Below are 23358 nucleotides of genomic sequence, written 5' to 3' on the forward strand. Positions count from 1 at the left end.
GAGATTGCCCTATTTCGTTACCAAACTCAGATACTTAACAACCTTAGTATAGATTATAAAAAAGAGAAGTCAGTGATCCAGTAGATCTAAACTTTATCTTCGACCTTGCCAGAGATCTAAGACTTTCCTACTAATTTGCTCACTTTTTGAGTAATGCGTATGAAGTAAATTTTGATGCATAGCATAAACGTGACTATTCTTGACTATGCGACTCACCTCGAAAGAATAGAATGAAAAAGTTGGCTAGGGTCGCGCTTAAAAAAATGGAGATGAACATGAGCGCAAGGATCGAAAACACTAAAACTGAGTTTGCCGGCGGCACGGCCGACTTTTACTCAAAGTACATCCAAGACGTTGTTGGGATCGACCTACTAACCCCCGAGCAAGAGTATCACTATGCGACGCTTGCACGTCGCGGTGATAAAGCGGCGAGAGACGTACTTATTGAGTCAAACTTGCGTCTTGTCGTTAAGATTGCAAGAGGCTATACAAAACGCGGCTTAAACAACCACACTATTCTTGATCTCATAGAAGAGGGAAACCTTGGATTGATCAAAGCAATAGATAAGTTTGAACCTGAAAAAGGTTTCCGTTTTAGTACTTATGCGGTGTGGTGGATTCGTGAGAGTATTGAATCTTCATTAATGAATACCGGACGCACTGTTCGTCTACCCGTTCATGTGATTAAAGAGATCAACCGCTTGTCCAGACAAACCAATGATATGGTGTCTGATCTGAAAAGAGCCCCTTCAGTCAAAGAAATCGCCGAGCAGACTGCAAATTCACAAAAACACGTCAGTGAGCTTATTCACATGAGTGGTTTCATCGAATCGAGTTCATCAGTTGATATTGTAGACAAAGAATACATGAGCTTAGATACGTGCCGATCAGAGGCAATACCTGAGCCGTACGATACTTGTCACGATGAAATGTTATTGAAAAGTCTTGAAAGAGTGGTGCTATCTCTGCCAGAGAAATATCGAGATATCGTGATACATCGATTTGGACTTTTTGGAAAAGAAGTGCTCACTTTAGATTGTCTTGGTGAGATGTATGGGCTTTCTAAAGAGCGCGTCAGACAGTTGCAGCAAGAAGGGGTCGCGAAACTTCAAAACAGACTCCGATTTGATGGTTGGGTTAGCAATTAACGACGATTTTAATCAGTGTTGCAATGGAGCTTCGTTTGAGGCCTTTAACAGCAGATTGTTGAGCCGATATTGCGTTGGGGATTGCGGTAAAGTCGTTAAGACACGTCTAAAAGACGCAAAATACACGTGACTGCGTAGCACGGTTAGGATTGTCGATTCAAGGCGTTCTAATCGGCTGCGTTTTTCTTTCTCCGAAGAGGACAGCCAGTCTCCTTTAATCGTGCTTTTGGAATCAAGTGACAAGCTATCCCAAAATGTTTGGTCCTCACCGAATAGAGGTGCGTAAGCACTTTGGTACCATGCCTCAATCATCTCCCTAATCTCTATCTCTTCAAGTGGTATTTCTTGCTCACTCAGTTCGACTCCTTTAGGTAGAGTTTCACAATAAGAGTAATCGAGTTTGTTTTTTACGTATTTGTACATGATGTAAATGAGTAGTGATGACTCAGTTAACATATCATAAGCCAAAGTGCTTCTCTATTGATAAATATGAAATTAGAGTCTTCGCTCGTTGTTTTTCCGTTTAGCTATGCAGTTTGCTTTTCTAACAAGTAATGAAGGTACTGACATTCGAGTGAATCCTTTCGCCACTGTGAGGTAATTCTTCTCAGAGCGCTTTGATATGCTCGACATCGAATCAAAACCGCTAGAGTTTGAGTCAGTCTTTTGAAGTTGCTTACTTGCTCCCAGAAGTTCACTTTTGTGTCTTGGGCGTCGATAAAAGGGACAAAGCCCGCCTCGTACCAACATTCTAATACCTCTCTAATTTCGAACTCTTCTTCTGGGATATCCCCCTCGATTAACCGCGTGTGCATTGGAGGTGCAATTCGATATTCATCGTCATAGATGTTTTCAACGTAGACGTAATCCATTTGAATCCTCCATAGGTGAGCCACATGACAGTAAACTAGAAACTAAAAAATAAGATTCAAGGAAAGATCGGCTTGAATTTAGCTTTGATTCTCCTAGTTTGCTTCTGTGCAACAAAGTCCCAAAAGAGAGACTTTGAGCAAGACGTTGTTGGCTGATTAAAATAGAGAGAGCAAGATGCTATCTAAGCAGGCTGAAGCAGAAAAATTGTTCTGGTCGGAACATTTACACGACATCACTACCGAAGTGTCGAAGGGCGCATTTTGGCAACATGTGCTGGGTTACGATGCCAATCAGTCTAATATTAATCCACCCTCTATCGACAGTGTGAACCATATCTTAACCTTGATAAGAGACGTTCAGTTTACGGGTTCGCCTTCCGCTGTCCCTATTGCTTTAGAAACAACACTAGGTGAACTAATCATCGTTAAGTTTGAAATCTATTTGATATTAGACAACAACGTAAAAGGGTGTATTGAGGTGCTTTCACATACTGAAGCACGCCTAGCCAGCACCGAACTTTTGGAGCACGTGTTGGATGACCCAACTCGAGGGATTCTAGTCACCAATCAAAAGCATCGCGTTTTATTTGCCAACGAGAAACTGTGCCGAGACCATGGCGTATCTTCGATTTCTCTATTAGGAAGGGATATCAGTGATGCTGACCTTTTCCATAGTGATAAACGACATATTGAGGCTTTTCAGAAGCGTATTGAGCGTGAAGCGAAATGGCGCGGCGCGCTAATAACTAAAGCAAAAGATGCTCGTTCTACGCTTGAAATGGTTTATATCAAGAAAGTGGAAATCGCTAAAGATCAGTGCTTCTTCATCTATACATTTTTAGGCGAACACCAAAAGCCTGCACACCCCAGAGTCCAAAACTCGACAAGTGCGCCTAATTTAGACGAGATGGATGAAGTCGCGTTTCGAAATAACGCTAGGAGACTTTCTTCTAAAGGAGGAAAGTACATAGTTGTAAGTTTGCGTCCTCGATTTTACTGTGAACTAGAGGCGGAATCTTGTCAGAAAGTGTTCGCTGCATTAAAAGCTTTCCATGATGCGGATAGTTTTGGTTACCTGGGTAGAAACACTTTTGTTGTGTTACTGAAAATACGAGAAAATGATGTTGAAGATGTCGCTACCATTAATCTATGTATCAAGCAGTTCTTCTCTGGGCTTAGTAAATATTTAGAAGACCACTTAGTTAACGACATATCTGATGGACAGATAGGTGTTGCTCTTCATGGCTTTAACAAGTGCGGTATGGATGAGGTGATTTCCCAATCTGTACAAGCAATGTTTGTTCATGATTCAAAATCGAGTAGCGTCAACTTCTATGATGAAGTGCTCGTCCAAGCGAGCATTCGCCGCAAAAAGCTAGAGAGTTTGCTTTTAGAAGCAATTCAAAACAAACAAATCGATGTTCATTTTCAACCAATAGTGGACACCAAGTCTGGCGAAGTGGTGAAGTTAGAAGCGTTGTGCAGATTCCAATTCTCCGAATTGGATTATTGTGTTCAAGAAATGATTCATCTGGCGGAAGAGCTAAAGATGATCAATACCATTGATATGCTGGTGGCTGAACGCGCGATTGAGGAGTTTCTCGTTTTGGATGCGAGTGTCCCGCAGAAACTAACGCTTTCTTTAAACTGTTCAATTGCCGATACAGATTCACCTCATCTCGATGAGCTTTATGAGTTTATCAACGCTTCACCGGTTTCAAACAAAGATGTGACAATTGAGATTACTGAAACGTCCTACTTCGAAAAAAACATCAATAACTCCAATCTTTTAGAGAAGATTCGCTCATCGGGTGTGAAAATAGCCGTAGATGACTTTGGTACTGGTAACTCTTCATTTTCCTATTTTAGTGACTTCCATTTTGATGAGTTGAAGATAGATCGTAAGTTCATCACCGATATCGACCAAATAAAGCAAAAATTCTTTGCGGTTAACATGCTGAGGCAACTTTCTCATGATCTCAATATTAAGGTAGTGGCTGAAGGGGTAGAGCATGCTAGAGAACTTGAGACGCTTAAACTGATCGATGTTGATTACATTCAAGGCTATTACTTTTATCGTCCGATGAGCTCAAAGCAATTGAAACAAGAGCTTATCGCTTCGGGTCGAACACATTAACCTTTTGTGGTTTTAATTGGAGCTCACATGGACAGCGAAGGACAAGATGCTGCTCTACTGATACGCCTACCTAATGGTGCGCTGCTGTTTAATCGCGAGTTTTTAAAGAGCCAACTTTCAGAGCCGAACGCTTTGTCTCCCGAGCAAGTTCTATGCGAAAACCCGGAGGGCATTTTTAAAGACTTTGGCAATGGGTTTTACGCGTTCATCTCGACCCCGGCTTCCAGTTACAAACTCATTTTGACCTGTACATTGGGAGATATGTCTTTCAAAACTTGCTGTAATTTGGATGTGACGAAAGCTTTAGAACTTCCTAAAGAGCTAGCTATCGGGGTAAGACCTCCAGAGGTTTTGGGCTATAGCATATTGAGCGATGGAACGGTAATGATTCCGGTAACGATAGCAAAAAAACATGCCTCTGACTCGTATGCAAATGTAGGGCTGTCGGAACTTGTGTCAGCAACAGTGTCAGAAAACGGATATGTGTGCGAGCGAACTAGTCGTTATCTTGTAGTGTATCCACGAACTTCACATGAACATCGAAAAAATAGTACCGCATGCCATTTAAAGCTCAAATATAGCAAAGTAGGACAGGAGTCGGAGCATCACTCCAGCATGTGTGTTGAGCCTGGTATTTTTGATAGCATTTTTACCGATAGATCGAGCTTAAACAGTAAAGTTGCCTGCTTTCATCAGAGTGAACTCAAAGCGATGATTCCAGATGTAGCGAGTCCAATAGCCTTTGTTGATCGAGTCTACTCGCTTAAAGACGAACAATTCTTGGAGCCCAGAGGAGATGGATCGTTTGTCGACCTAAACCGTCAATGCTCCCGTGAACTCGATGCCTATGCCTACCTGGTTAGCGATGGGGTTGAACATGTCGCCCTTTGCGTTGCTATTAACGCTCGAGTCAATCCTGAGGCTGCTATGTCTGGTCGCGGGGGCGCCTATAATGACTCAATTCACTAAGTTCAACGATAATGCGTGTTTTAATTTTTTCTATGGGCTATGCAGTTCCATTGAGTTCTAACTTATTGTTTGAAAACTAACAATATTTGAAATCAGTCGAGAACTGTCCTAAAACTTTAAGTTAAAGGGTAACCTCAATTTAGAATACTTAGCTGGCATGGAGAAAGTGAATGAAAGGAATTATCTTTACCGAGTTCATGGAATTGGTTGAGGAGAAGTTCGGTTTGGATGTCCTAGACGAAGTTCTGGAGATGTCTGGAGATGAGGGGGTTTATACAGCTGTTGGCAGTTACGACCACAAAGATCTCGTCAAACTCATTGTTAACTTGAGTAAAAAGACCAATATTGACCCTGCTACACTGCAGCAAGTCTTTGGGCAAACTGTATTTAAAACACTACTTAACTCGATTCCTGAGAATGCGAGCATTGGCAGTAGCGTGTCTACGTTTCAGTTTATTCGACATGTAGAAGATTATATTCATGTTGAAGTGAAGAAACTCTATTCTGATGCTGAACCGCCAAAGTTTCACTTTATTAGCGAGACTGAAACAGACATGGTAATGGACTATCAGAGCGCTCGTTGCATGTCACATGTTTGTCTGGGCTTGATTGAAGGTTGTGCTGAACATTTTGGTGAGTCAGTGAAAGTAGAAATGACTCCACAAACAGAAGATAGCAGCGTCGTCCGTTTTAATTTGACTCTAGCCTGAGGATGACATGCCTAGTAGTTCTGCCATAGAACGAAAGCTGAAGCGCGAGATTGCAGCTAGAAAAGCGGCAGAGGCTCTTCTAGAACAGAAGAGCTTAGAGCTTTTTAATGCCAATCAGCAGTTAGAGGTTGCATTAAAACAGACGGAAGCTCGCTCTGAAGCGAGTTTCTTGCGCTTAGATTTTCAGCAAAAAATAGAACGTATCCTAATCCATTTTGGGCGTACCTTCCTGCGCACAAATCTTGATGATGTTCTGGTTATAGAGTTAGTTAATCAACTCTCTGAAATCAGTGATGATGTTGCATGTTCTATTGAGTTACCAGGCAAGCCGATACCCACACTCAAAAAATCTCAATATCAAACCAAGTCTTATCTCGCCTTGGGAGAAAAAGACGATATCGCCAGGTCCTGCATACCTATTGAACTCGAGCAAGATGTCATCGGGAAACTTGAGTTGGCCGTAGATGAATCTACCTTTGATATGGATTTTGTCAGTAGTCAGATGTCTTTAGTTTGCGAGTTGCTCTCTAGCTCGATAACGCGTCAAATCATCAACATCCGTTTGGTCGAATCTAAGGAGCGAGCCGAGGCATCTGAGCGTTCTACTCGTGAGTTTTTAGCGATGATCAATCACGAACTTCGGACACCTCTGAACGGCTTGCTAGGAAGTGTTGAACTCCTTGCTGATACCGGATTGAGTGATAGCCAAAAAGATTTGCATCACAACCTCAGTCAGTCGGGGCAGTTGTTACGATCGATCATTAATGACCTATTAGACTTCAGTAAAATTGATGCAGGAATGCTGGAGCTAATTGAGTCAGATTTCACGTGGAAAAGCTTGGAGTCTACCCTGCGAAGCATCTTTGAGCACAAGGCACAGGAAAAGCAGATAGGGTTTGTAATTAAGTCTAATGGCTTTGAGCAAAGGCTGATAAAGGGCGATCTCGAGCGTGTAACGCAAATCTTTGTCAACCTCATTGGTAATGCGATTAAATTCACCGATAAGGGCAGAGTAGATGTTGTAGTCAGCAATGGCGACAACGGGCTAAATATCTCTGTTTCCGATACGGGTATTGGGATTAGCACGGCCGCGCAGAAAAAACTATTTGAGCCGTTTACCCAAGCCGACAGGTCGAGTTCGCGAAATTATGAAGGTACAGGCCTTGGGCTTGCCATCTGCCGTCGATTGGTCGAACTAATGGGAGGAACTATCTCGCTTGAGAGTGAGCTCGGCAAAGGTACGATATTTCATCTTCTTTTACCGCTTAAGACGATGGTTCAACAAGCGGCAAATGAACAAGTGCAAACGGATAATACCACAGAGCTAGATTTATCATCTCTCAAGGTTTTGGTTGTAGACGACATAAAGATGAATCAAGTTATTATCACCAAGATGCTCGGCAAACTGGGTATCTCTCCCGATTTAGCCGTCAATGGTCTTGAGGCGGTCGAACATGCGACCAATCAGGAATACGATATTATCTTCATGGACTGCAGAATGCCTGTTATGGACGGCTTTGAAGCCACCAAACGCTTGCGAGCTGCGAGCTATGTAAAACCCATTGTAGCGCTAACCGCAGGGACTACGTCGGAAGAGCGACAGAACTGTTACGACGTAGGTATGGACGATATTCTTTCTAAGCCCTATACCGCCAAAGACCTTACTCAGACTTTGGCAAAGTGGGGACCTTCTTGGGGATTAGAGGCTATCTAAGATAGGCAGAATTTTGCCAAGTTTATGATAGGTCTCTTGGTATTCATCGTCACAAACACTATCGGCAACAATGCCTCCGCCTGCCCATGCGTATACTTTTCCTTTTGTAGCAATCAGCGTTCGAATGGTGATACTGGTATCCATCACACCATGTGCACTGATGTATCCAATACTGCCACAGTAGACGCTTCGTCTGTGAGGCTCGAGCTCTTCAATGATTTCCATCGCGCGAACTTTAGGCGCGCCTGTTATTGAACCACCAGGAAAGCAGGCACGGAGTAAATCTGTTGCACTGTATTGATTGTCAAGCTCACCGACGACGGTACTTACTAAATGATGCACAGCGGGAAAGCTTTCAATCTCGAACAGTTTAGGAACCTTTACTGAGCCGGGTTTCGCTACTCGACCAATGTCGTTTCTAAGAAGATCGACGATCATTAAGTTCTCCGCCTGATCTTTAGGTGCATTCGCTAACTCATCTGCACTGAGACGATCTTTGTCTACGTTACTGAATCGTGGTCTTGTCCCTTTGATCGGTTTGGTTTCGATATCGCGATGATGAAGTTGCAAAAAGCGCTCCGGAGAAATACTGAGAATCGCGGTATCTTCTGTTCGTATAAATGCACTAAAAGGGGCTTGGTTGTGCTCATCTAGAACATCAAAGGCATGCCATTCACTTCCTTGATACTCTGCGCAGTGTCGCTGCGCGAGGTTAATCTGGTAGCTGTCGCCGGCCGCTAAGTACTCTTTAACTGAGTTGAAGCGCTGTTGGTAATCATCTTGAGTCATGTTTGATTGCCATTCGGTACTCAGTTTAAACGGCGTGCGTTCGCTGGGCTTTTGACTCTTTAGCCATGCCAGTTGAGCATCGATATTAACCCCAGCAACGACTGCCTTCTGTTCTTGATGATCGACGAGTAGCGCCCAATCATAAATACCTACAGCCATATCGGGAGCACTGATATCGTGATCGGCAATCGTCGGGATGCGTTCAACGCGTCTTCCTAGGTCATAAGCAAAATAACCAACCGCACCACCAATAAAAGGCCAGTCAGTCGTTAGCTCTTGCGTGCCAATTTTCGCTTTCACCAGTTGATCAATAATAGTGAAAGGGTCTTCTTCATTAGAGCGCTCGAGGTCGCCTTCTGTAACTTGAGATTGCGCGCCAAAGGTTTGCACGGTCGCCACTGGTTTCGCCACCAAAATATCGAATCGATTGTTCTCGTGCTCGAGCGTCGAAGACTTTAAGAGCATCGCCCATGGGAGGTGCTCGATGGACGCGAAGTATCGTTTGGCTAAATCTGGTTGGTAAGGCAGGTCAACGAATTGAATAGATTGGCTTTCTTTTTTGTTCATTTGCTTAAACTGTGACAGAAACGTTGTCGCACTCATGGCGCATAGTGGAAAGCAAGAGTATCATATTTTCACAACAAAAAGTCGGACATTTAGCCCTGATAAAACTATGGTTAAAGTGAGCGATGCTAAGCGCTGTAATCGCAGTACTTACTCACTTCTTCGTTGTTTCGAGAGAAACGGATAGGGTTTGACAGGCCAAACAGTGCGGCACCCTGGAAGCTAAAATTATAAGAGGTATTCAATGGCGGTTATTCGTAAAGAAGATGTGATCAGCTCCGTTGCTGATGCATTGCAATACATCTCGTATTACCATCCTCTCGATTTTGTTCAAGCCCTAGACAAAGCTTATCAAAAGGAAGAAAGCCAAGCGGCGAAAGACGCTATCGCGCAGATCTTAATCAACTCACGTATGTCAGCAGAGGGTCACCGACCTATCTGCCAAGACACGGGTATTGTGACGTGTTTCGTGAACATTGGTATGAATGTTCAGTGGGACAGCGATCTTACCGTGCAAGAGATGATTGATGAGGGCGTTCGTCAAGGTTACACCAACCCAGATAACCCACTTCGCGCATCGGTACTGAAAGACCCGGCTGGCAAACGCATCAACACCAAAGACAACACACCAGCTGTCGTACATATCAACATGGTGCCGGGTGACAAGGTTGAGATTCAAATCGCAGCGAAAGGTGGCGGTTCAGAAAACAAAACTAAGATGGTAATGCTAAACCCATCTGACGATATCGCTGAGTGGGTAGAGAAAACACTCCCTACTATGGGGGCGGGTTGGTGTCCACCGGGTATGCTAGGTATCGGCATTGGCGGTACAGCAGAAAAAGCAGCGGTACTGGCAAAAGAGTCGCTGATGGAACACATCGACATTCAAGAGCTTATCGATCGTGGTCCTCAAAATGCGGAAGAAGAGCTGCGTTTAGATATCTTTAATCGAGTGAACAAGCTAGGTATCGGTGCGCAAGGCCTCGGCGGTCTGACAACGGTTGTTGATGTTAAAATCAAAACAGCACCAACACACGCAGCATCAAAGCCTGTTTGTATGATTCCTAACTGCGCGGCGACGCGTCATGTGCACTTTACGCTAGATGGCTCTGGTCCTGCTGAGCTCACGCCACCAAAACTCGAAGAGTGGCCAGAGATTACTTGGGAAGCGGGTGAGAACACGCGCCGTGTTAACCTTGATGAGATTACCAAAGAAGACGTTCAAGAGTGGAAAACAGGCGAGACAGTACTCTTAACGGGTAAAATTCTGACAGGTCGTGATGCGGCGCATAAGCGTATTCAAGGCATGCTTGAAAGTGGTGAAGGTCTACCTGAAGGTGTTGACTTTAAAGGTAAATTTATCTACTACGTTGGCCCAGTAGATGCGGTAGGCGATGAAGCAGTAGGTCCAGCAGGTCCAACAACCTCGACGCGGATGGATAAGTTTACCGACATGATGCTGTCTGAAACTGGCCTAACAGGCATGATTGGTAAAGCGGAGCGAGGCCCTGCGGCGATTGAGTCAATCAAAGAGCACAAAGCTGTCTATCTAATGGCGGTAGGCGGTGCTGCATACTTGGTAGCGAAAGCGATCAAGAAGGCGAAAGTAGTTGCGTTTGAAGATTTGGGTATGGAAGCGATTTACGAGTTTGAAGTCGAAGACATGCCAGTGACTGTCGCGGTGGATTCGAGTGGTGCGAATGCTCACCAAATCGGTCCGGATACGTGGAAAGTGAAAATCGCGGAAGCGGAAAGCGCATCCTAGTTTGAGTTCAAAAAAGTGAGTGTGTGAAAACATACTCACTTTTTTTTATCTATAATTCAGGCGTATACTGAAGAAAAAGAACCAAGGAGAGTGCAAACATGCCTCGATTTATACAAATATTACAAATCGCAGTACTACTAGTAGTGGGTTTCTTTGTTGGCTATGACCTGATTTTACACGGGATCAGCATCTTCAACGAAAAATACGTCACCATGGCGTGTGTGCTGACCGTATTGCTGGAAATTGCTCTGTTTGTTATCTACAAACTCATCGAAGACGATTAGTATTTTCTAGCGTCCGAATACTCTAAGCCCCTGAATAATATCAGGGGTTTTTTGTTCATATTTGGTTAATCTCGTATAGTGCACACTGTTCCTCGTTATTTGTATTGGAGTAAGTTGAATGAACCGCATTGGTCAAGAAGTCTCAGATTTGTTGCATCGAAGCCTAGATTCTCACGTTCGAATTGCTGTGACTGGTCTTTCTAGGGCGGGCAAAACAGCATTTATCACCTCATTGGTGAACCAGCTACTTCATACCTCGACACACGATAATTTGCCTCTGCTCGAGTGTGCGAGGGACGGTCGTCTTATCGGCGCGAAGCGAGTACCACAATCGAATTTGATGGTTCCACGCTTTGCCTATGATGATGCGATGGCGCAACTGCACTCGACGCCACCTGAATGGCCTCAGCCAACTCGAGATGTCAGCGAAATCCGACTAGCGGTGAAATACAAGCCAGCCAAAGGTGCAAAACGCTTATTGAGTAAGACGTCGACCCTTTTTATCGATGTTATCGATTACCCAGGGGAGTGGCTGCTGGACTTGCCGTTGCTCGATCTTACTTTCGAAGAGTGGAGTGAACTTCAGTTTGCTAATCTCTCCGGCATTCGAAGTGAGTGTGCACAACCATGGCTGGAAGCTCTAGATAGTTTTGATGGTGCGGCGGAAGCCAATGAGAAAGTTATCGCGGATATTTCTCAAACATTCACTGATTACCTTTTTGCATGTAAAGACCGAGGATTACATTGGGTGCAGCCGGGTCGATTCGTATTACCCGGCGAACTCGCAGGCGCACCTGTTCTGCAGTTCTTTCCGTGCAAGCCGTCGACAGATAAGCCTGAAAAAGGCAGCGGCTACGCGATGCTAAAACGTCGCTATGAAGAGTATCAAATCAAGGTGGTCAAACAGTTCTATAAAGAGCATTTTGCAACCTTTGATCGTCAAATCGTGCTGGTGGATTGTCTACAGCCTTTAATGGCGGGAGACGAAGCATTCAATGATATGAAGCAAGCGCTTCAACAGATTATGAAGAGCTTTCGCTACGGTCAGTCGAACCTTCTTAGACGCTTATTTGCCTCGAGGATCGACAAAATACTGTTTGCGGCGACCAAAGCTGACCACGTGACACCGAACCAGCATGGCAACTTAGTGAGTTTGTTGCAGCAAATGGTTCACCCAGCGTGGCAAGAGACGGCATTTGAAAATATTGAAATGAGTTGTATGAGCGTTGCTTCAATACAGGCAACTGAGGCCGGGTTTGTTGGTAATGGTGGTGATAGCTCGCCTGCGCTGCGAGGCACCACGCTTGATAACCAGACGCTAACCTTGTACCCAGGAGACGTACCAGCAAGGCTGCCAAAACCTGAATTTTGGCAGCAAAACGGCTTTGAGTTCACCTCATTTAGACCTCTTGAAAGTGCACAAGATGCTCCTTGTGGTCATATTCGTCTTGATAAAGCGATGCAGTATTTGATTGGAGACAAACTTCGATGAGTGATGTGAAAAACAGAAAAGTCTTTAACGAAGATTTGTCCAACGTTGAACAAACTTTGGACATGAACAGCCAAAAGCTGTTTGAACCTGAGCAAACCTTCGTTCCTGTTGAGCCAAGCTCGGTAGAACAAGAAGATGAAAAACAGCTGGAAAAGACCATTCGCGGTAGCAGTAAGAAAGGCTGGATAGCGACTACCTTCCTAACAGCATTTGCAGGTCTTGTCGGCTGGCAGGCGATCGACAACGTCATTACCGCTGCGACTACGGGTGACTACCTATCTTTGGGCTGGTCAGCGTTGGTCACCGGTGTTGCCGTTATGGGTATCGGCGCGTTTGGTAAAGAGCTCTTCAAGCTGCGCAAGCTTAAGAACCATTTTTCGGTTCAAGAAGAAGCGCAGGCATTATTGGATAATGACGCAGTCGGTAAAGGCGAAAAATTCTGCCAAAAACTGGCGCAAGAAGCGCAGATACCTGCAGAAAACCCCGCGTTTGATCGCTGGCAAAACAGCGTGCATAGCGCCCATAGTGATGCTGAAGTGCTGGATATGTATCAGTCTATGGTGCTTACCGAGCAAGACAAAAAAGCAATGGCATCGGTATCTAAGCTCTCCGGAGAGGCAGCCATACTTGTCGCTCTCAGCCCGTTGGCTATTGCCGACATGCTGCTTATCGCGTGGCGAAACTTTCGTATGATCGACAATATTTCTGAGATCTACGGCGTAGAGTTGGGTTATTGGTCAAGGTTAAAGCTGTTTAAATTGGTGTTGGTGAACATTGCCATTGCTGGCGCGAGTGAACTGGCCATTGAGTCGAGCGCTGACATACTGTCGATGAATTTGGCTGAAAAACTATCGGCTCGCGCTGGACAAGGTTTGGGTGTGGGTTTGGTGACGGCTCGTCTTGGGTTGAAGACCATCAGCCTAATGCGTCCAATCCCTTTTACACAGGAACAAACACCGCGACTTGGTTCAATCAGAAAGTCCGTGATTGAAAGCCTCAAAAATAAACTGAATTAATTGCCGATTTCCCCGCTAAGTACGTCATCCCCTTTTTCAAGGGGATGACGTTGTTTTTTCAAAGTCGGCGAATGGTTAATACAACCAGAACTAAATTGATACTCAAATCACATTCCAAGAAACTTGATGATATTTATGAGGAAACTTTGATCCTACGCTAAGTCGTTGGCTGCATAGTGGCGTGATACTGCTCACAGTAATCTATTCTCAGGACGAGCAGTATCATGCAAAAATATCTGAAGTATATCATTCCGATATCGATCCCCTTGATCGTACTACTTCTACCATTATCCGCATTCCCTTTCGAAGGATTGACCATAGTTCAGCAACGCGTCATTGCCATCTTCCTATTGGCGGCACTCTGCTGGGTATTCGAGCCCATTCCAATTTACGCCACGTCTGTTGTTATTATCGTTCTCGAGCTCCTGTTGGTCTCCAACAAAGGCATGTATCTATTTAGGTCAGGAGAAGGGCAAGCGCATTTCGGTGAGCTTCTCAATTACAACGAAATCATGGCGACCTTTGCTAGTCCGATTATCATGCTGTTCTTAGGTGGTTTCTTTCTTGCGATGGCCGCGACTAAGTATCGCCTAGACGTTAACTTAGCGCGCGTACTGCTTAAACCATTTGGCAGTGATCCTAGGTTTGTGATGCTTGGCCTGATGCTGATTACCGGTATTTTCTCGATGTTTATGTCGAACACGGCAACCACAGCGATGATGTTATCGATTCTGACGCCTGTGATCGCGGTATTTGGACCTAAAGACCCTGGACGCATCGCCTTTGCTTTGTGTATCCCTGTCGCAGCAAACATTGGCGGTATTGGCACACCCATTGGCACGCCGCCTAATGCAATAGCACTAAAATACTTGGTCGGTGATAACTACATCAGCTTCGGTGAGTGGATGGCATTTGGCGTACCGTTTGTCGTTGTGATGATGGCGCTAGCGTGGATGTTGATTAACTTTCTTTATTCGGCAGACCAAAAGAAAATTGAGCTCTCGATTAAAGGTAAGTTCCTCAAAACGCCAAAAGCCATCATGGTTTACATCACCTTTGCGCTGACCATTATCTTGTGGCTAATGGGGTCGAGTCATGGCATGAACTCTTACACGGTTGCCTTGATTCCTGTCGCTATCTTCTCGCTAACCGGCATCATTAATAAAGAAGACCTTAAGAAGATCTCTTGGGATGTATTGTGGCTGGTATCTGGTGGTATCGCGTTGGGTCTAGCGCTCGATAAAACCGGTTTGGCTCGCTTAGTCGTTCATAGCATTCCATTTGATGAGTTCTCACCTTATGTGGTGCTTTTTGGTGCTGCTTTCCTTTGTCTGTTAATGGCTAACTTTATGTCGCACACGGCGACGGCAAACTTGTTAATGCCAATTATGGCCGCACTAGGCACATCAATGACATCACTGACGCCACTCGGCGGTGAATTGACACTGATTTTGGTGGTAACTTTTGCAGCGTCACTGGGCATGTCTTTACCAATCAGTACGCCGCCAAACGCACTTGCACACGCAACGGGGCATGTACAAAGCAGTCAGATGGCGCGTGTAGGTGTGATTTTAGGTGTGGTTGGCGTGATGCTAAGTTTTGTCTTGGTGTGGCTACTCCATGCGGTAGGTCATATAGGGTAAATGCCAATGGAACTATTGGTTCGCCACTATTTTTCAGAGCCGAGTCGCCAGGTCTCTTTCGATGCCGAGCAAGTTGTGCTTCGTCAAGAGGCGCACAATGACCGACTCTATTATGTGTTGGAAGGGGAGCTTGAGGGATATTTCGAGAGCGACCAAGATGGCAAGCTCACCAAACTGTTTAATGCCTCGCAAGGGGCATTCATTGGTGTACACAGCTTTTTCTCGGGTACTTGGGTGGCGTCATCAACCGTTATTGCAAAAACTGACGTAACGCTTGCTTGGATTGATAAACACACCGAGCCGGTTGAGCCCGAGCAATACGGTCCGTTGAGTGCTCAGTTTATGCCCGTGATGGTGAATGAGCTCTCACGGCGTCAACGAAGAGCCAAGCAAGAAGCGTTAGCAAAAGAAAAAGCACTGCAGCGTCTTCATACCGCAGAGCAAATGACAACCCTTGGCCAGCTTGCCGCAGGTATCGCTCATGAGCTCAATAACGCTATTGGTGTGGTCAACAGTAAAACAGAGCGAATGCAGCAAGACTTGCTTCAACTGCTTGAAGAGCTTCACCCTGAAGTAAGTGGCTACTTTGATGTCGGGCTCATGCAGGGACAAGCTGTCTCATCGAGTGAAGTTCGCCGAATTGCGAAGCACTTTCAACGAGACTATCGCTTAGATAGAGATATTGCTAAGCAGCTCGCCAGAGCTTTGGGTGATAACACGGTGCCAGAATCTTGGCTTTCTGATCCTTCTAAAGCCCTAAAGTACTGGGGCATGGGTAGAGATCTTCACGATCTCAAAATTGCCGCTAGGCACACTGTAGGTATCGTGAAGTCAGTAAAACAGCTGGGTCGGACTGATGGCGAACCGGATGAGCTTCTAGATATCAACGATACTATTAACAAAGCGCTTGCGCTGCTGCAAAGTGATTTACGAAGAGTCTCGGTACGGATGCAGCCCGCTGTGCTACCACTTATCAAAGGTGCGTCGACGGAGTATGTTCAGATCTGGAGCAACATCCTAAAGAATGCATGTGATGCGCTTCAGCAAACCGATGCACCCAATATCAATATTCAAACTAAGTTCGTTAATCAGCGTATTTTGGTCACGATTGCCAACAACGGCCCTGAAATCGATGAGCCAACACGCAGAAAAATCTTTCAGCCTAACTTCACCACTAAGAAAGGTGGTCTCTCATTCGGTTTGGGGTTAGGACTATCAATTGTCAAACGAATCGTCAGCGAGATTGGGGGCACCATTGCCGTTAAGAGCGATGAGACTCGCACCATCTTTCGCGTCAAGTTACCAGTAGGAGAAGCATATGGAGAAGCTTAACGTCATCTGTGTTGATGACCAAAGAGAGGTACTCAGTGCCGTCATTCAAGATCTTGAACCCTTATCAAGCTGGCTAAACATTGAAGACTGTGAGTCTGGTGAAGAAGTGCTGGATCTCATCGAAGACCTTGATGCAGACGGTGAAAGCATTGCTGTGATTGTGTCTGATCATGTGATGCCAGGTATGACAGGTGTAGAGCTTTTGACCGAGCTATCACGTGACAGTCGGTTTAAAGAGACTAAAAAGGTGTTGCTTACTGGACAAGCGACACACTCAGACACCATCACCGCAATAAACACTGCTGGCGTGAGTCACTATTTCGAAAAACCTTGGAAGGCTGAAGAGCTGGTCAGTTGCGTGCGCTCCTTGGTCACGGCGTATATTTTTGATCGTGGCTTCGACTATCAGCCGTATCATGAAGAGTTAGATCAGAATATCGTATTGGAAAGGTTGCGCTAAACTCAAAGTTTGCGACGCTTTCCCGTGTGATTACCAAGGAGAGAATATGAAGGCATTTATTAACTGTTTTCTGCTTTGCCTCGTGTTTGCATTCAGCTCTGTCCAAGCAAGTGAAAGGGCGCAGCAAGGTTGGCAGTGGATAGAGGAGGGAGCGATGGTCATCGATGTCCGCACACCAGCAGAGTTTGATGAGGACCATCTCAATCAAGCTGTAAACTATCCACTTTCGGAATTGGATAAATACATCGGAAATCTCGACAAGTCGCAACCGATAGTGCTTTATTGCCGCAGCGGCAATCGTTCTGGTCAAGCCTTGCAATATCTATCTTCCAAAGGCTTTACAGCGCTTCATAACGCTGGTGGTTTGAATGAGATGAAGATTGAAGCCCCTCAATAATTTTGTAAAACAATGAACTTCAAGCCCGAATATCAGTCTTAAATTCGGGCTTTTTAACGCTCGTTAGTAACCTTCCTACCTTAGTCATGTAATATGACTAACTTGCTCGTGACAGTTCGTTACAAATAGACATGCAATCTGCCTAATTCGCAATACTTGGGCGCAAATAGTCGAACTTTCTCATCTAAAGAAACGCTTTATTTAACTCTTGCATCGAATTTTACAGTTCCTACCTAGAACCTTAGAACGGCTCAAGGATAGAATTGGCTTCGATTTTTATAGTGCATATGTGGTTTTTGGTTCGGATTTTCCGATGTTTATATCAGGGAGCCTAATCTGGACGAAAAATAAACCCGCATACGTTGCACAATAGTTAGAGAGAAGTGAGTGTTACCTTGAGTATCGAGAGAGCCGTCATTATTAGCGGAGCACAAGACCAAACAACTAGAGCGGAGCAGCCAAGCTCATCTCTATGGTTCGGTCTTTTTGCGTTGTTTCCGTTACTGATCTTAGCGGCAGTGTTGTCGCTATACACCCCTGAAGGCGTCCGTTGGAGCCTTCCTTGGGTCCCAAGTTTGGGGCTAGCATTGAGTTTTCGACTCGATGGGCTGTCGTTTTTGTTTGCTTGCTTGATTAGCGGGATAGGGGCTATGGTGCAGATTTATGCGCTAGCGTACCTGAAAGAGCATAAACAACGATTTGCCTTTCACTGCTACCTAACGGCGTTTATGGTGGCGATGCTAGGTGTTGTTCTCAGCGACAACGTGTTGTTGCTGTTTGTCTTTTGGGAACTGACGACCGTAACCTCTTATCTCTTAATCGGTTTTAACCATGAGGCGCTCAAGTCTAGAAAGAATGCACTGCAGTCATTGTTAATTACCGGTGCTGGTGGTTTGGCTCTGCTTGCTGGACTTATTCTGCTTGGTTCTATGGCGGGCAGTTACGAGCTAACTGGCATTTTGTCGCAGGCCGGTGAGCTTTCTAGTCATTCACTGTTTTTGCCTTCTCTGGTTCTTATTCTGCTGGGTGCGCTGACAAAATCAGCTCAATTCCCATTCCACTTCTGGCTACCCAATGCCATGGCGGCGCCAACTCCAGTCAGTGCCTATCTGCACTCTGCCACTATGGTAAAAGCGGGTATCTACTTATTGGCAGTCGTATCTCCGATATATGCACAGACTGAACTCTGGTTCTACACCCTGACGATCATGGGTGGGTTTACGGCATTGTGGTGCGCATTGATGGCACTCAAGCAGACCGACCTTAAGCTGATGTTGGCATACAGCACCACAGTCGTGCTTGGAAAACTGACCTTCTTGTTGGGTATTGGTAGTGACTTAGCGCTTAAGTCAGCTTTAATGCTTATCGTCGCTCATGCGCTCTATAAAGCGGGCCTTTTCATGGTGGTAGGTAATGTCGATAAAGCGGCAGGTACACGTGAGATCAGTCAGCTACGCGGTTTACGCTCAGTATTAAAGATAAGCTTTGTTGCCGCGGTGATTGCGGTTCTATCGACGTCAGGCGTTCCTCCACTACCTGGATTCCTCAGCAAGGAGTACATGTATAAGGCGGGGCTGGAAGTGAGCAACTGGGCTGTGTTTTTGATGGTGCTGGTGAACGCGTTGACCGTGACTTTGGTCATGGCACTTCTCATCAAGCCATTTACGACACGTCATCAAGGCGAGCCAACCAAGGCTAAGCCTGTGGAGATCAACAAAGGTCTGTGGATCCCACCGTTTATGCTCGCAATTGTCAGTGTGATTGCAACTGTTGCTGGATTGGGCTGGTTGAATGAGCAAGTGATTATCCCTGGGGTAACGACCATTGCACCTGTGTCTGATCCGGATCCAGTGAAGGTGTGGCATGGCATCAATACACCTCTCATTTTGAGTGGCATTACCTTATTGCTTGGTGTGCTGCTGTACAAAGTTTATCCATCGCTTACCGCCTTGCTAGAACGTACGCTACCAAAATTGCCATGTGCAAACCGAGTGTTTGATAACTTGCTTGAAGCCATGGTGAGCTTCGCTAAGTGGCAAACTAATATGCTGCAAACCAAGCGCATGAGCGTATATGGGCTGTTATCGTTTGGAGCGTTAGCGGTACTGCTTATCAGTCAAACCCCAATGTCGCTCAGTCAGTTCGCGGGTCGTTTAGAAGGCATCAAGCTGTATGAAGTCGTGATCGCGGCACTGCTGATTGTCTCATCGTTTGTAGTGATTATCTCAAGAACCAAGTTCTTAGCGGTGGCAGCACTGGGCATGATTGGATTCATGACCACTTTGGTATTCATGATCTATAGCGCGCCGGATGTCGCAAAGACCCAGCTTCTAGTCGAAACCCTAATGGTTGTCTTCCTAGTTCTGTTGATGCGCCACGTGCCTAAGCTCTCGACGGTTAAACAACACTCAACAGGACGCCGTACTATCCACGCCTTGGTAGCGGGCAGTATTGGTGTCGCAGTCACTATGGTGCTGCTTTCGATCACGGCTGAGCCAATGGACATGTCGGTATCTCAGTTCTTCAACGAACAGAGTGTGCCAGGCGGTCATGGTCGCAATATTGTTAATGTAATTCTGGTTGACTTCCGAGCGTTCGATACCTTCGGTGAAGTGTTAGTCGTCGCCCTGGCAGGTCTATGTGCCGTGAGCTTGCTTAAGCCAGGAAGTGTGCCATCCACAAAGGTGAAGTCACTGATCTTGGGCACGGCGTCTCATATCGTTGCAGCTCTAATGTTGGTGTTCTCACTGTATCTATTGATGCGTGGCCATAACTCACCGGGTGGCGGTTTTATTGGCGCACTTATCGCGGTAATAGGCTTATCACTGCTTATGTTCGCTGAATCTCCTCAATATGTTCGAGAAAGGCTGCATTACGCACCGTTTAGTATCGCTATGCTGGGGGTCTTCATTAGTTTTGCTGCCGGCGCGATAAGCCTAGTGTTTAACCTGCCATTCCTTACTGGCCTGTGGTGGAAAGATGTATTACCGCTAGGAACGCCACTCATTTTCGATATTGGTATTTACCTAGGTGTCATTGGTGGGGTGATGGGAATGATCCTCCATGTAACGGAGGAGATGGACTAATGGAAATGTTATGGAGTGTTGTCGTCGGTGTGTTTGTCGCATCTGGCATCTATCTGATGCTAGAAAGACATCTGCTTAGAGTCTTGTTTGGTCTGATACAACTGAGTAGTGCCGTCAACCTGGCCATTTTCAACGCGGGTCGACTAACGGTAGGCAACCCACCGCTCATTGATGGCGACGCTGTTCTACCGCATGTAGATGCGGCTAACCCGTTGCCACAGGCATTAATTCTGACGGCAATCGTTATTGGCTTCGGACTCTTAGTCTTTACTTTGGTGCTGTTCTACCGCGCTTACCAAGAGACGCAATCAGCGGATATCGATGAAATGAAATATTCTGAGGAGCAGGCGTAATGTCAATGTGGTTAACCTTGCCTGTTATCATGTCTGTTTTGACCGCCGTTCTGGTGTTCTTTACGAGACACAATCATAAGCTTGCTGAGACGATAAGCGGCACGAGTGCGCTGTTTACCTTGCTCGGCAGCGTGTTCTTAATCAACGGTGTTCTGGATAACGGCCCTCAGGCTGTGGCGTTTGGTCAATGGGCTGCGCCATTTGGCATTGTATTCGTTGCCGACTTCCTATCTGCGGCAATGGTGGTTATCACGGCCATTATTGGTGTGGTGAGTGTGTTCTATGCGATGGCGGACCTGAAACAGAAGCCGTCATATGGCGTGTTCCACTCGCTGATTCATGTGCTCCTTGCTGGTGTATATGGTGCCTTCTTGACCGGAGATATCTTCAATCTTTATGTCTGGTTTGAAGTCATGCTGATTGCATCATTTGGTCTGATGGTGCTCGACGCGAATCGTCAACAAGTGGATGGTGCGGTTAAGTATGTGATGCTTAATTTCATCTCGACACTCATGTTCTTGCTTGCTATCGGCTTACTTTATGGTGCAACTGGCACACTTAGTTTGGCAGATTTACACAGCAAAGCGGCTGACATCGCTCCGCAGACTAAGGTACTTCTGGCGGCGCTGTTCCTATTTGGTTTCGCGGTTAAGTCGGCGCTATTTCCTTTGTTTGCCTGGCTTCCTGCCTCTTACCATACACTTCCAAGCGGTGTGGTGGCTCTCTTCGCTGCGTTGCTAACTAAGGTTGGTATCTATGCGTTAATGCGAGTTTTTACCCTTGTATTCCCATTGGCAGACAGTGGCTGGCAACCACTCATGATTTGGGTGGCAGCACTTACCATGCTAACGGGCGTATTAGGAGCGGCAAGCCAATACAATGTGAAGAAGATTCTTTCTTTCCACATCATCAGTCAAATTGGCTACATGGTTATGGGGCTCGCCTTGTATACCCCGCTTGCCCTCGCAGGTGCGATTTTCTATATCGTTCACCATATTATTGTGAAAGCGAATCTTTTCCTCATTGGTGGTCTTGTTGAACGCAAGCACCAAACCAGTGAGCTGAGTGAATTAGGTGGTATGTACAAAGCGACACCGTTACTGGCGTTCTTGTTCTTAGTACCAGCATTTTCCTTGGCAGGCTTCCCGCCGTTATCAGGATTCTGGGGTAAGTTTTTGGTTATCAAAGATAGCCTGCAAAACGAGTACTACATGCTTGCAGCTGTCGCGTTATTCGTCGGTCTATTAACTATCTTCTCCATGACCAAGATCTGGAGCGAAGTGTTCTGGAAGGCAAAACCGTCAAAGCAAGACGCGGAGACTTCAGGTGAAAAACTTTGCAAAAAAACCAGAGCCTTGTACTACGCACCCATTGTTGTGTTGACCTCAATGACGTTAGTGATTGGTTTTGCGGCAGAGCCTTTCTTCCAGTTTGCCTTTACGGCGGCGGAACAGCTTCTTGACCCTAGCGCTTATATCCATGCTGTTCTAGGAGGTGGTGCATGAACTATTTCTTTTTGAATGTGTTTTTGGGTGGCGCATGGATGCTACTCAATGGTGAATACACAGGCTTGAATTTCGTTACTGGTTTCGTGGTGGGTTACTTCGCTCTTAGGTTGAGTCAGCCATTTGGACTTAAGTCGAGCTATTTCAAGCGCTTTAGTGCTTCTATAAAGCTGTTCCTGTACTTTTGCTACGAGATGCTGGTATCTGCGGCTCATGTGGTTTGGGATGTTGTCACGCCGACGCATCTTAGCGATCCAGACATCATCTATGTCCCGCTTGATGTGACCTCAGATCTTGAGATCACCTTGCTAGCTAACATGGTGTCACTGACACCAGGCAGCTTAAGTCTGGATGTGACGGAAGACAAGAAACACCTCGTGGTGCACGCCATGTTCGCACCCGATCACGATGAAGTGATTCGCTCAATCAAGAACGGTATGGAAAAACGAATTTTGGAGGTGACACGTGGATAGTTGGCTGTCATTTAGTATCAACTTTGCTTACGTCGGGATGCTGCTTAGCCTAGTGCTGGTCTTTATTCGCTTGATTAAAGGTCCCACGCTTGCGGACCGTGTGGTCGCGCTCGATCTTATCGCTTTTATTACGGTTGGATTTATCGCGGTACACACCTTGGCGAGTGGTCAAAAATCGCTACTCGATGTGGCGATCACCCTTGGCTTAGTCGCTTTCTTGGGAACCATCGCTTTTGCAGGCTTTATTGCCAAGCGTAATCAGCAACAGAGCGAGTCAGAAAATCACGAAAGCCTTGAGCAAGGAGATAAGTCATGACGTTTATCACTGGACTCTTACTTTGTATCGGTACGTTTTTTGTGTTGGTGGCGAGCATTGGGGTATTGCGTATGCCCGATCTCTATACCCGAATGCACGCATCGACTAAGGCTAACACCATGGGTCTGACAGCACTGCTTGCGGCAGTGGCGTTTGGGATGCCAGATATTACCGTGGTTTCCCGTGTACTTGGCACCATGTTGTTTATCTTGCTAACCGCACCGGTTGCCGCTCATTTGCTGAGCAAAAGTATGTATTGGAATGGCTACAAAATGTGGCGAAAAAAGAAGTAATCGTCTCGCAATAAGGGGGGGGGCTCTCTACCTCACTGTG

The 23358-nt window shown here is 45.8% G+C and carries 22 protein-coding genes; 19 read left to right on the forward strand and 3 right to left on the reverse strand.

Annotation, left to right across the window (positions count from 1 at the left end; genetic code table 11):
• Positions 1-275 precede the first annotated feature (275 nt).
• On the forward strand, positions 276-1148 hold the full coding sequence (locus J4N45_RS06530) for a sigma-70 family RNA polymerase sigma factor (RefSeq protein ID WP_252014186.1): 873 nt from the start codon (positions 276-278) through the stop codon (positions 1146-1148).
• 12 nt (positions 1149-1160) lie between these two features.
• On the opposite strand, the gene J4N45_RS06535 is transcribed toward J4N45_RS06530, so the two are convergent.
• The gene (locus J4N45_RS06535; RefSeq protein WP_252014187.1) at positions 1161-1604 is read right to left on the reverse strand and encodes a hypothetical protein; all 444 of its coding nucleotides are present in this window, start codon (positions 1602-1604) and stop codon (positions 1161-1163) included.
• 71 nt (positions 1605-1675) lie between these two features.
• Positions 1676-2020, reverse strand: coding sequence for a hypothetical protein (locus J4N45_RS06540; RefSeq protein ID WP_252014188.1), 345 nt, complete (start codon positions 2018-2020; stop codon positions 1676-1678).
• Between the two features lie 175 nt (positions 2021-2195).
• On the opposite strand from J4N45_RS06540, the gene J4N45_RS06545 reads away from it, so the two are divergent.
• From J4N45_RS06545 to J4N45_RS06560, 4 genes are all read left to right on the forward strand, one after another.
• Complete coding sequence (locus J4N45_RS06545) at positions 2196-4157, forward strand: sensor domain-containing phosphodiesterase (RefSeq protein ID WP_252014189.1); 1962 nt, start codon at positions 2196-2198, stop codon at positions 4155-4157.
• Between the two features lie 27 nt (positions 4158-4184).
• The gene (locus tag J4N45_RS06550; RefSeq protein WP_252014190.1) at positions 4185-5126 is read left to right on the forward strand and encodes a hypothetical protein; all 942 of its coding nucleotides are present in this window, start codon (positions 4185-4187) and stop codon (positions 5124-5126) included.
• A gap of 170 nt (positions 5127-5296) precedes the next feature.
• Entirely contained in the window at positions 5297-5836 is a 540-nt protein-coding gene (locus J4N45_RS06555; protein ID WP_234493987.1) for a heme NO-binding domain-containing protein, read from the forward strand.
• Positions 5837-5843: 7 nt separating this feature from the next.
• A complete protein-coding gene (locus tag J4N45_RS06560) occupies positions 5844-7550 on the forward strand; it encodes an ATP-binding protein (RefSeq protein ID WP_252014191.1) in 1707 nt (568 codons plus the stop codon).
• On the opposite strand, the gene pabB is transcribed toward J4N45_RS06560, so the two are convergent.
• Complete coding sequence (gene pabB, locus J4N45_RS06565; RefSeq protein ID WP_252014192.1) at positions 7536-8942, reverse strand: aminodeoxychorismate synthase component 1; 1407 nt, start codon at positions 8940-8942, stop codon at positions 7536-7538. The two genes, J4N45_RS06560 and pabB, sit on opposite strands and share 15 nt — an antisense overlap.
• Before the next feature lie 205 nt (positions 8943-9147).
• Between pabB and J4N45_RS06570 the strand changes: the two genes are divergently transcribed.
• The 14 genes from J4N45_RS06570 to mnhG all read left to right on the forward strand — a co-directional run bounded on the left by J4N45_RS06570 (position 9148) and on the right by mnhG (position 23318).
• A complete protein-coding gene (locus tag J4N45_RS06570; RefSeq protein WP_252014193.1) occupies positions 9148-10668 on the forward strand; it encodes a fumarate hydratase in 1521 nt (506 codons plus the stop codon).
• Positions 10669-10766: 98 nt separating this feature from the next.
• Positions 10767-10952, forward strand: coding sequence for a hypothetical protein (locus J4N45_RS06575; RefSeq protein WP_042477374.1), 186 nt, complete (start codon positions 10767-10769; stop codon positions 10950-10952).
• Positions 10953-11070: 118 nt separating this feature from the next.
• Positions 11071-12444, forward strand: a complete 1374-nt coding sequence (locus J4N45_RS06580; RefSeq protein ID WP_252014194.1) for a YcjX family GTP-binding protein — start codon at positions 11071-11073, stop codon at positions 12442-12444.
• Positions 12441-13460: a YcjF family protein gene (locus tag J4N45_RS06585; RefSeq protein ID WP_252014195.1), complete on the forward strand. Its 1020-nt coding sequence runs from the start codon at positions 12441-12443 to the stop codon at positions 13458-13460. Before J4N45_RS06580 ends, J4N45_RS06585 begins: the two co-directional genes overlap by 4 nt.
• Positions 13461-13684: 224 nt before the next feature.
• The gene (locus J4N45_RS06590) at positions 13685-15103 is read left to right on the forward strand and encodes an SLC13 family permease (protein ID WP_252014196.1); all 1419 of its coding nucleotides are present in this window, start codon (positions 13685-13687) and stop codon (positions 15101-15103) included.
• Positions 15104-15109: 6 nt separating this feature from the next.
• Positions 15110-16435, forward strand: coding sequence for an ATP-binding protein (locus tag J4N45_RS06595; protein WP_252014197.1), 1326 nt, complete (start codon positions 15110-15112; stop codon positions 16433-16435).
• Entirely contained in the window at positions 16422-16895 is a 474-nt protein-coding gene (locus J4N45_RS06600) for a response regulator (RefSeq protein WP_128650052.1), read from the forward strand. Before J4N45_RS06595 ends, J4N45_RS06600 begins: the two co-directional genes overlap by 14 nt.
• Before the next feature lie 46 nt (positions 16896-16941).
• A complete protein-coding gene (locus J4N45_RS06605; protein WP_252014198.1) occupies positions 16942-17292 on the forward strand; it encodes a rhodanese-like domain-containing protein in 351 nt (116 codons plus the stop codon).
• 491 nt (positions 17293-17783) lie between these two features.
• The gene (mbhE, locus tag J4N45_RS06610; RefSeq protein WP_252014661.1) at positions 17784-20378 is read left to right on the forward strand and encodes a hydrogen gas-evolving membrane-bound hydrogenase subunit E; all 2595 of its coding nucleotides are present in this window, start codon (positions 17784-17786) and stop codon (positions 20376-20378) included.
• Positions 20378-20731 carry a Na+/H+ antiporter subunit C gene (locus tag J4N45_RS06615; protein WP_042477366.1) on the forward strand — a complete coding sequence of 118 codons (354 nt, stop codon included), beginning with the start codon at positions 20378-20380 and terminating at the stop codon, positions 20729-20731. Before mbhE ends, J4N45_RS06615 begins: the two co-directional genes overlap by 1 nt.
• On the forward strand, positions 20731-22236 hold the full coding sequence (locus tag J4N45_RS06620) for a proton-conducting transporter transmembrane domain-containing protein (protein WP_252014199.1): 1506 nt from the start codon (positions 20731-20733) through the stop codon (positions 22234-22236). The genes J4N45_RS06615 and J4N45_RS06620 overlap by 1 nt, the downstream gene beginning before the upstream one ends.
• Positions 22233-22709: a Na+/H+ antiporter subunit E gene (locus tag J4N45_RS06625; protein ID WP_042477365.1), complete on the forward strand. Its 477-nt coding sequence runs from the start codon at positions 22233-22235 to the stop codon at positions 22707-22709. Before J4N45_RS06620 ends, J4N45_RS06625 begins: the two co-directional genes overlap by 4 nt.
• Complete coding sequence (locus J4N45_RS06630) at positions 22702-23025, forward strand: cation:proton antiporter (protein WP_252014200.1); 324 nt, start codon at positions 22702-22704, stop codon at positions 23023-23025. Before J4N45_RS06625 ends, J4N45_RS06630 begins: the two co-directional genes overlap by 8 nt.
• Positions 23022-23318 (forward strand): monovalent cation/H(+) antiporter subunit G, encoded by a 297-nt coding sequence (gene mnhG, locus J4N45_RS06635; RefSeq protein WP_128650048.1) that lies wholly within the window; start codon positions 23022-23024, stop codon positions 23316-23318. Before J4N45_RS06630 ends, mnhG begins: the two co-directional genes overlap by 4 nt.
• Positions 23319-23358: the final 40 nt, after the last annotated feature.

This window comes from Vibrio sp. SCSIO 43140 (assembly GCF_023716585.1).
Classification (GTDB): domain Bacteria; phylum Pseudomonadota; class Gammaproteobacteria; order Enterobacterales; family Vibrionaceae; genus Vibrio; species Vibrio maritimus_B.

Excerpts from the sequence above, each read along its gene's own strand:
- J4N45_RS06545 (WP_252014189.1), top strand. The coding sequence starts at position 2,196 with ATGCTATCTAAGCAGGCTGAAGCAGAAAAATTGTTCTGGTCGGAACAT.
- J4N45_RS06620 (WP_252014199.1), top strand. The coding sequence starts at position 20,731 with ATGTCAATGTGGTTAACCTTGCCTGTTATCATGTCTGTTTTGACCGCC.
- J4N45_RS06540 (WP_252014188.1), bottom strand. The coding sequence starts at position 2,020 with ATGGATTACGTCTACGTTGAAAACATCTATGACGATGAATATCGAATT.
- J4N45_RS06555 (WP_234493987.1), top strand. The coding sequence starts at position 5,297 with ATGAAAGGAATTATCTTTACCGAGTTCATGGAATTGGTTGAGGAGAAG.
- J4N45_RS06605 (WP_252014198.1), top strand. The coding sequence starts at position 16,942 with ATGAAGGCATTTATTAACTGTTTTCTGCTTTGCCTCGTGTTTGCATTC.
- J4N45_RS06625 (WP_042477365.1), top strand. The coding sequence starts at position 22,233 with ATGAACTATTTCTTTTTGAATGTGTTTTTGGGTGGCGCATGGATGCTA.
- J4N45_RS06530 (WP_252014186.1), top strand. The coding sequence starts at position 276 with ATGAGCGCAAGGATCGAAAACACTAAAACTGAGTTTGCCGGCGGCACG.
- J4N45_RS06575 (WP_042477374.1), top strand. The coding sequence starts at position 10,767 with ATGCCTCGATTTATACAAATATTACAAATCGCAGTACTACTAGTAGTG.
- J4N45_RS06550 (WP_252014190.1), top strand. The coding sequence starts at position 4,185 with ATGGACAGCGAAGGACAAGATGCTGCTCTACTGATACGCCTACCTAAT.
- mnhG (WP_128650048.1), top strand. The coding sequence starts at position 23,022 with ATGACGTTTATCACTGGACTCTTACTTTGTATCGGTACGTTTTTTGTG.
- J4N45_RS06560 (WP_252014191.1), top strand. The coding sequence starts at position 5,844 with ATGCCTAGTAGTTCTGCCATAGAACGAAAGCTGAAGCGCGAGATTGCA.
- J4N45_RS06615 (WP_042477366.1), top strand. The coding sequence starts at position 20,378 with ATGGAAATGTTATGGAGTGTTGTCGTCGGTGTGTTTGTCGCATCTGGC.
- J4N45_RS06585 (WP_252014195.1), top strand. The coding sequence starts at position 12,441 with ATGAGTGATGTGAAAAACAGAAAAGTCTTTAACGAAGATTTGTCCAAC.
- pabB (WP_252014192.1), bottom strand. The coding sequence starts at position 8,942 with ATGAGTGCGACAACGTTTCTGTCACAGTTTAAGCAAATGAACAAAAAA.
- J4N45_RS06595 (WP_252014197.1), top strand. The coding sequence starts at position 15,110 with ATGGAACTATTGGTTCGCCACTATTTTTCAGAGCCGAGTCGCCAGGTC.
- J4N45_RS06535 (WP_252014187.1), bottom strand. The coding sequence starts at position 1,604 with ATGTTAACTGAGTCATCACTACTCATTTACATCATGTACAAATACGTA.
- J4N45_RS06570 (WP_252014193.1), top strand. The coding sequence starts at position 9,148 with ATGGCGGTTATTCGTAAAGAAGATGTGATCAGCTCCGTTGCTGATGCA.
- J4N45_RS06590 (WP_252014196.1), top strand. The coding sequence starts at position 13,685 with ATGCAAAAATATCTGAAGTATATCATTCCGATATCGATCCCCTTGATC.
- J4N45_RS06600 (WP_128650052.1), top strand. The coding sequence starts at position 16,422 with ATGGAGAAGCTTAACGTCATCTGTGTTGATGACCAAAGAGAGGTACTC.
- J4N45_RS06580 (WP_252014194.1), top strand. The coding sequence starts at position 11,071 with ATGAACCGCATTGGTCAAGAAGTCTCAGATTTGTTGCATCGAAGCCTA.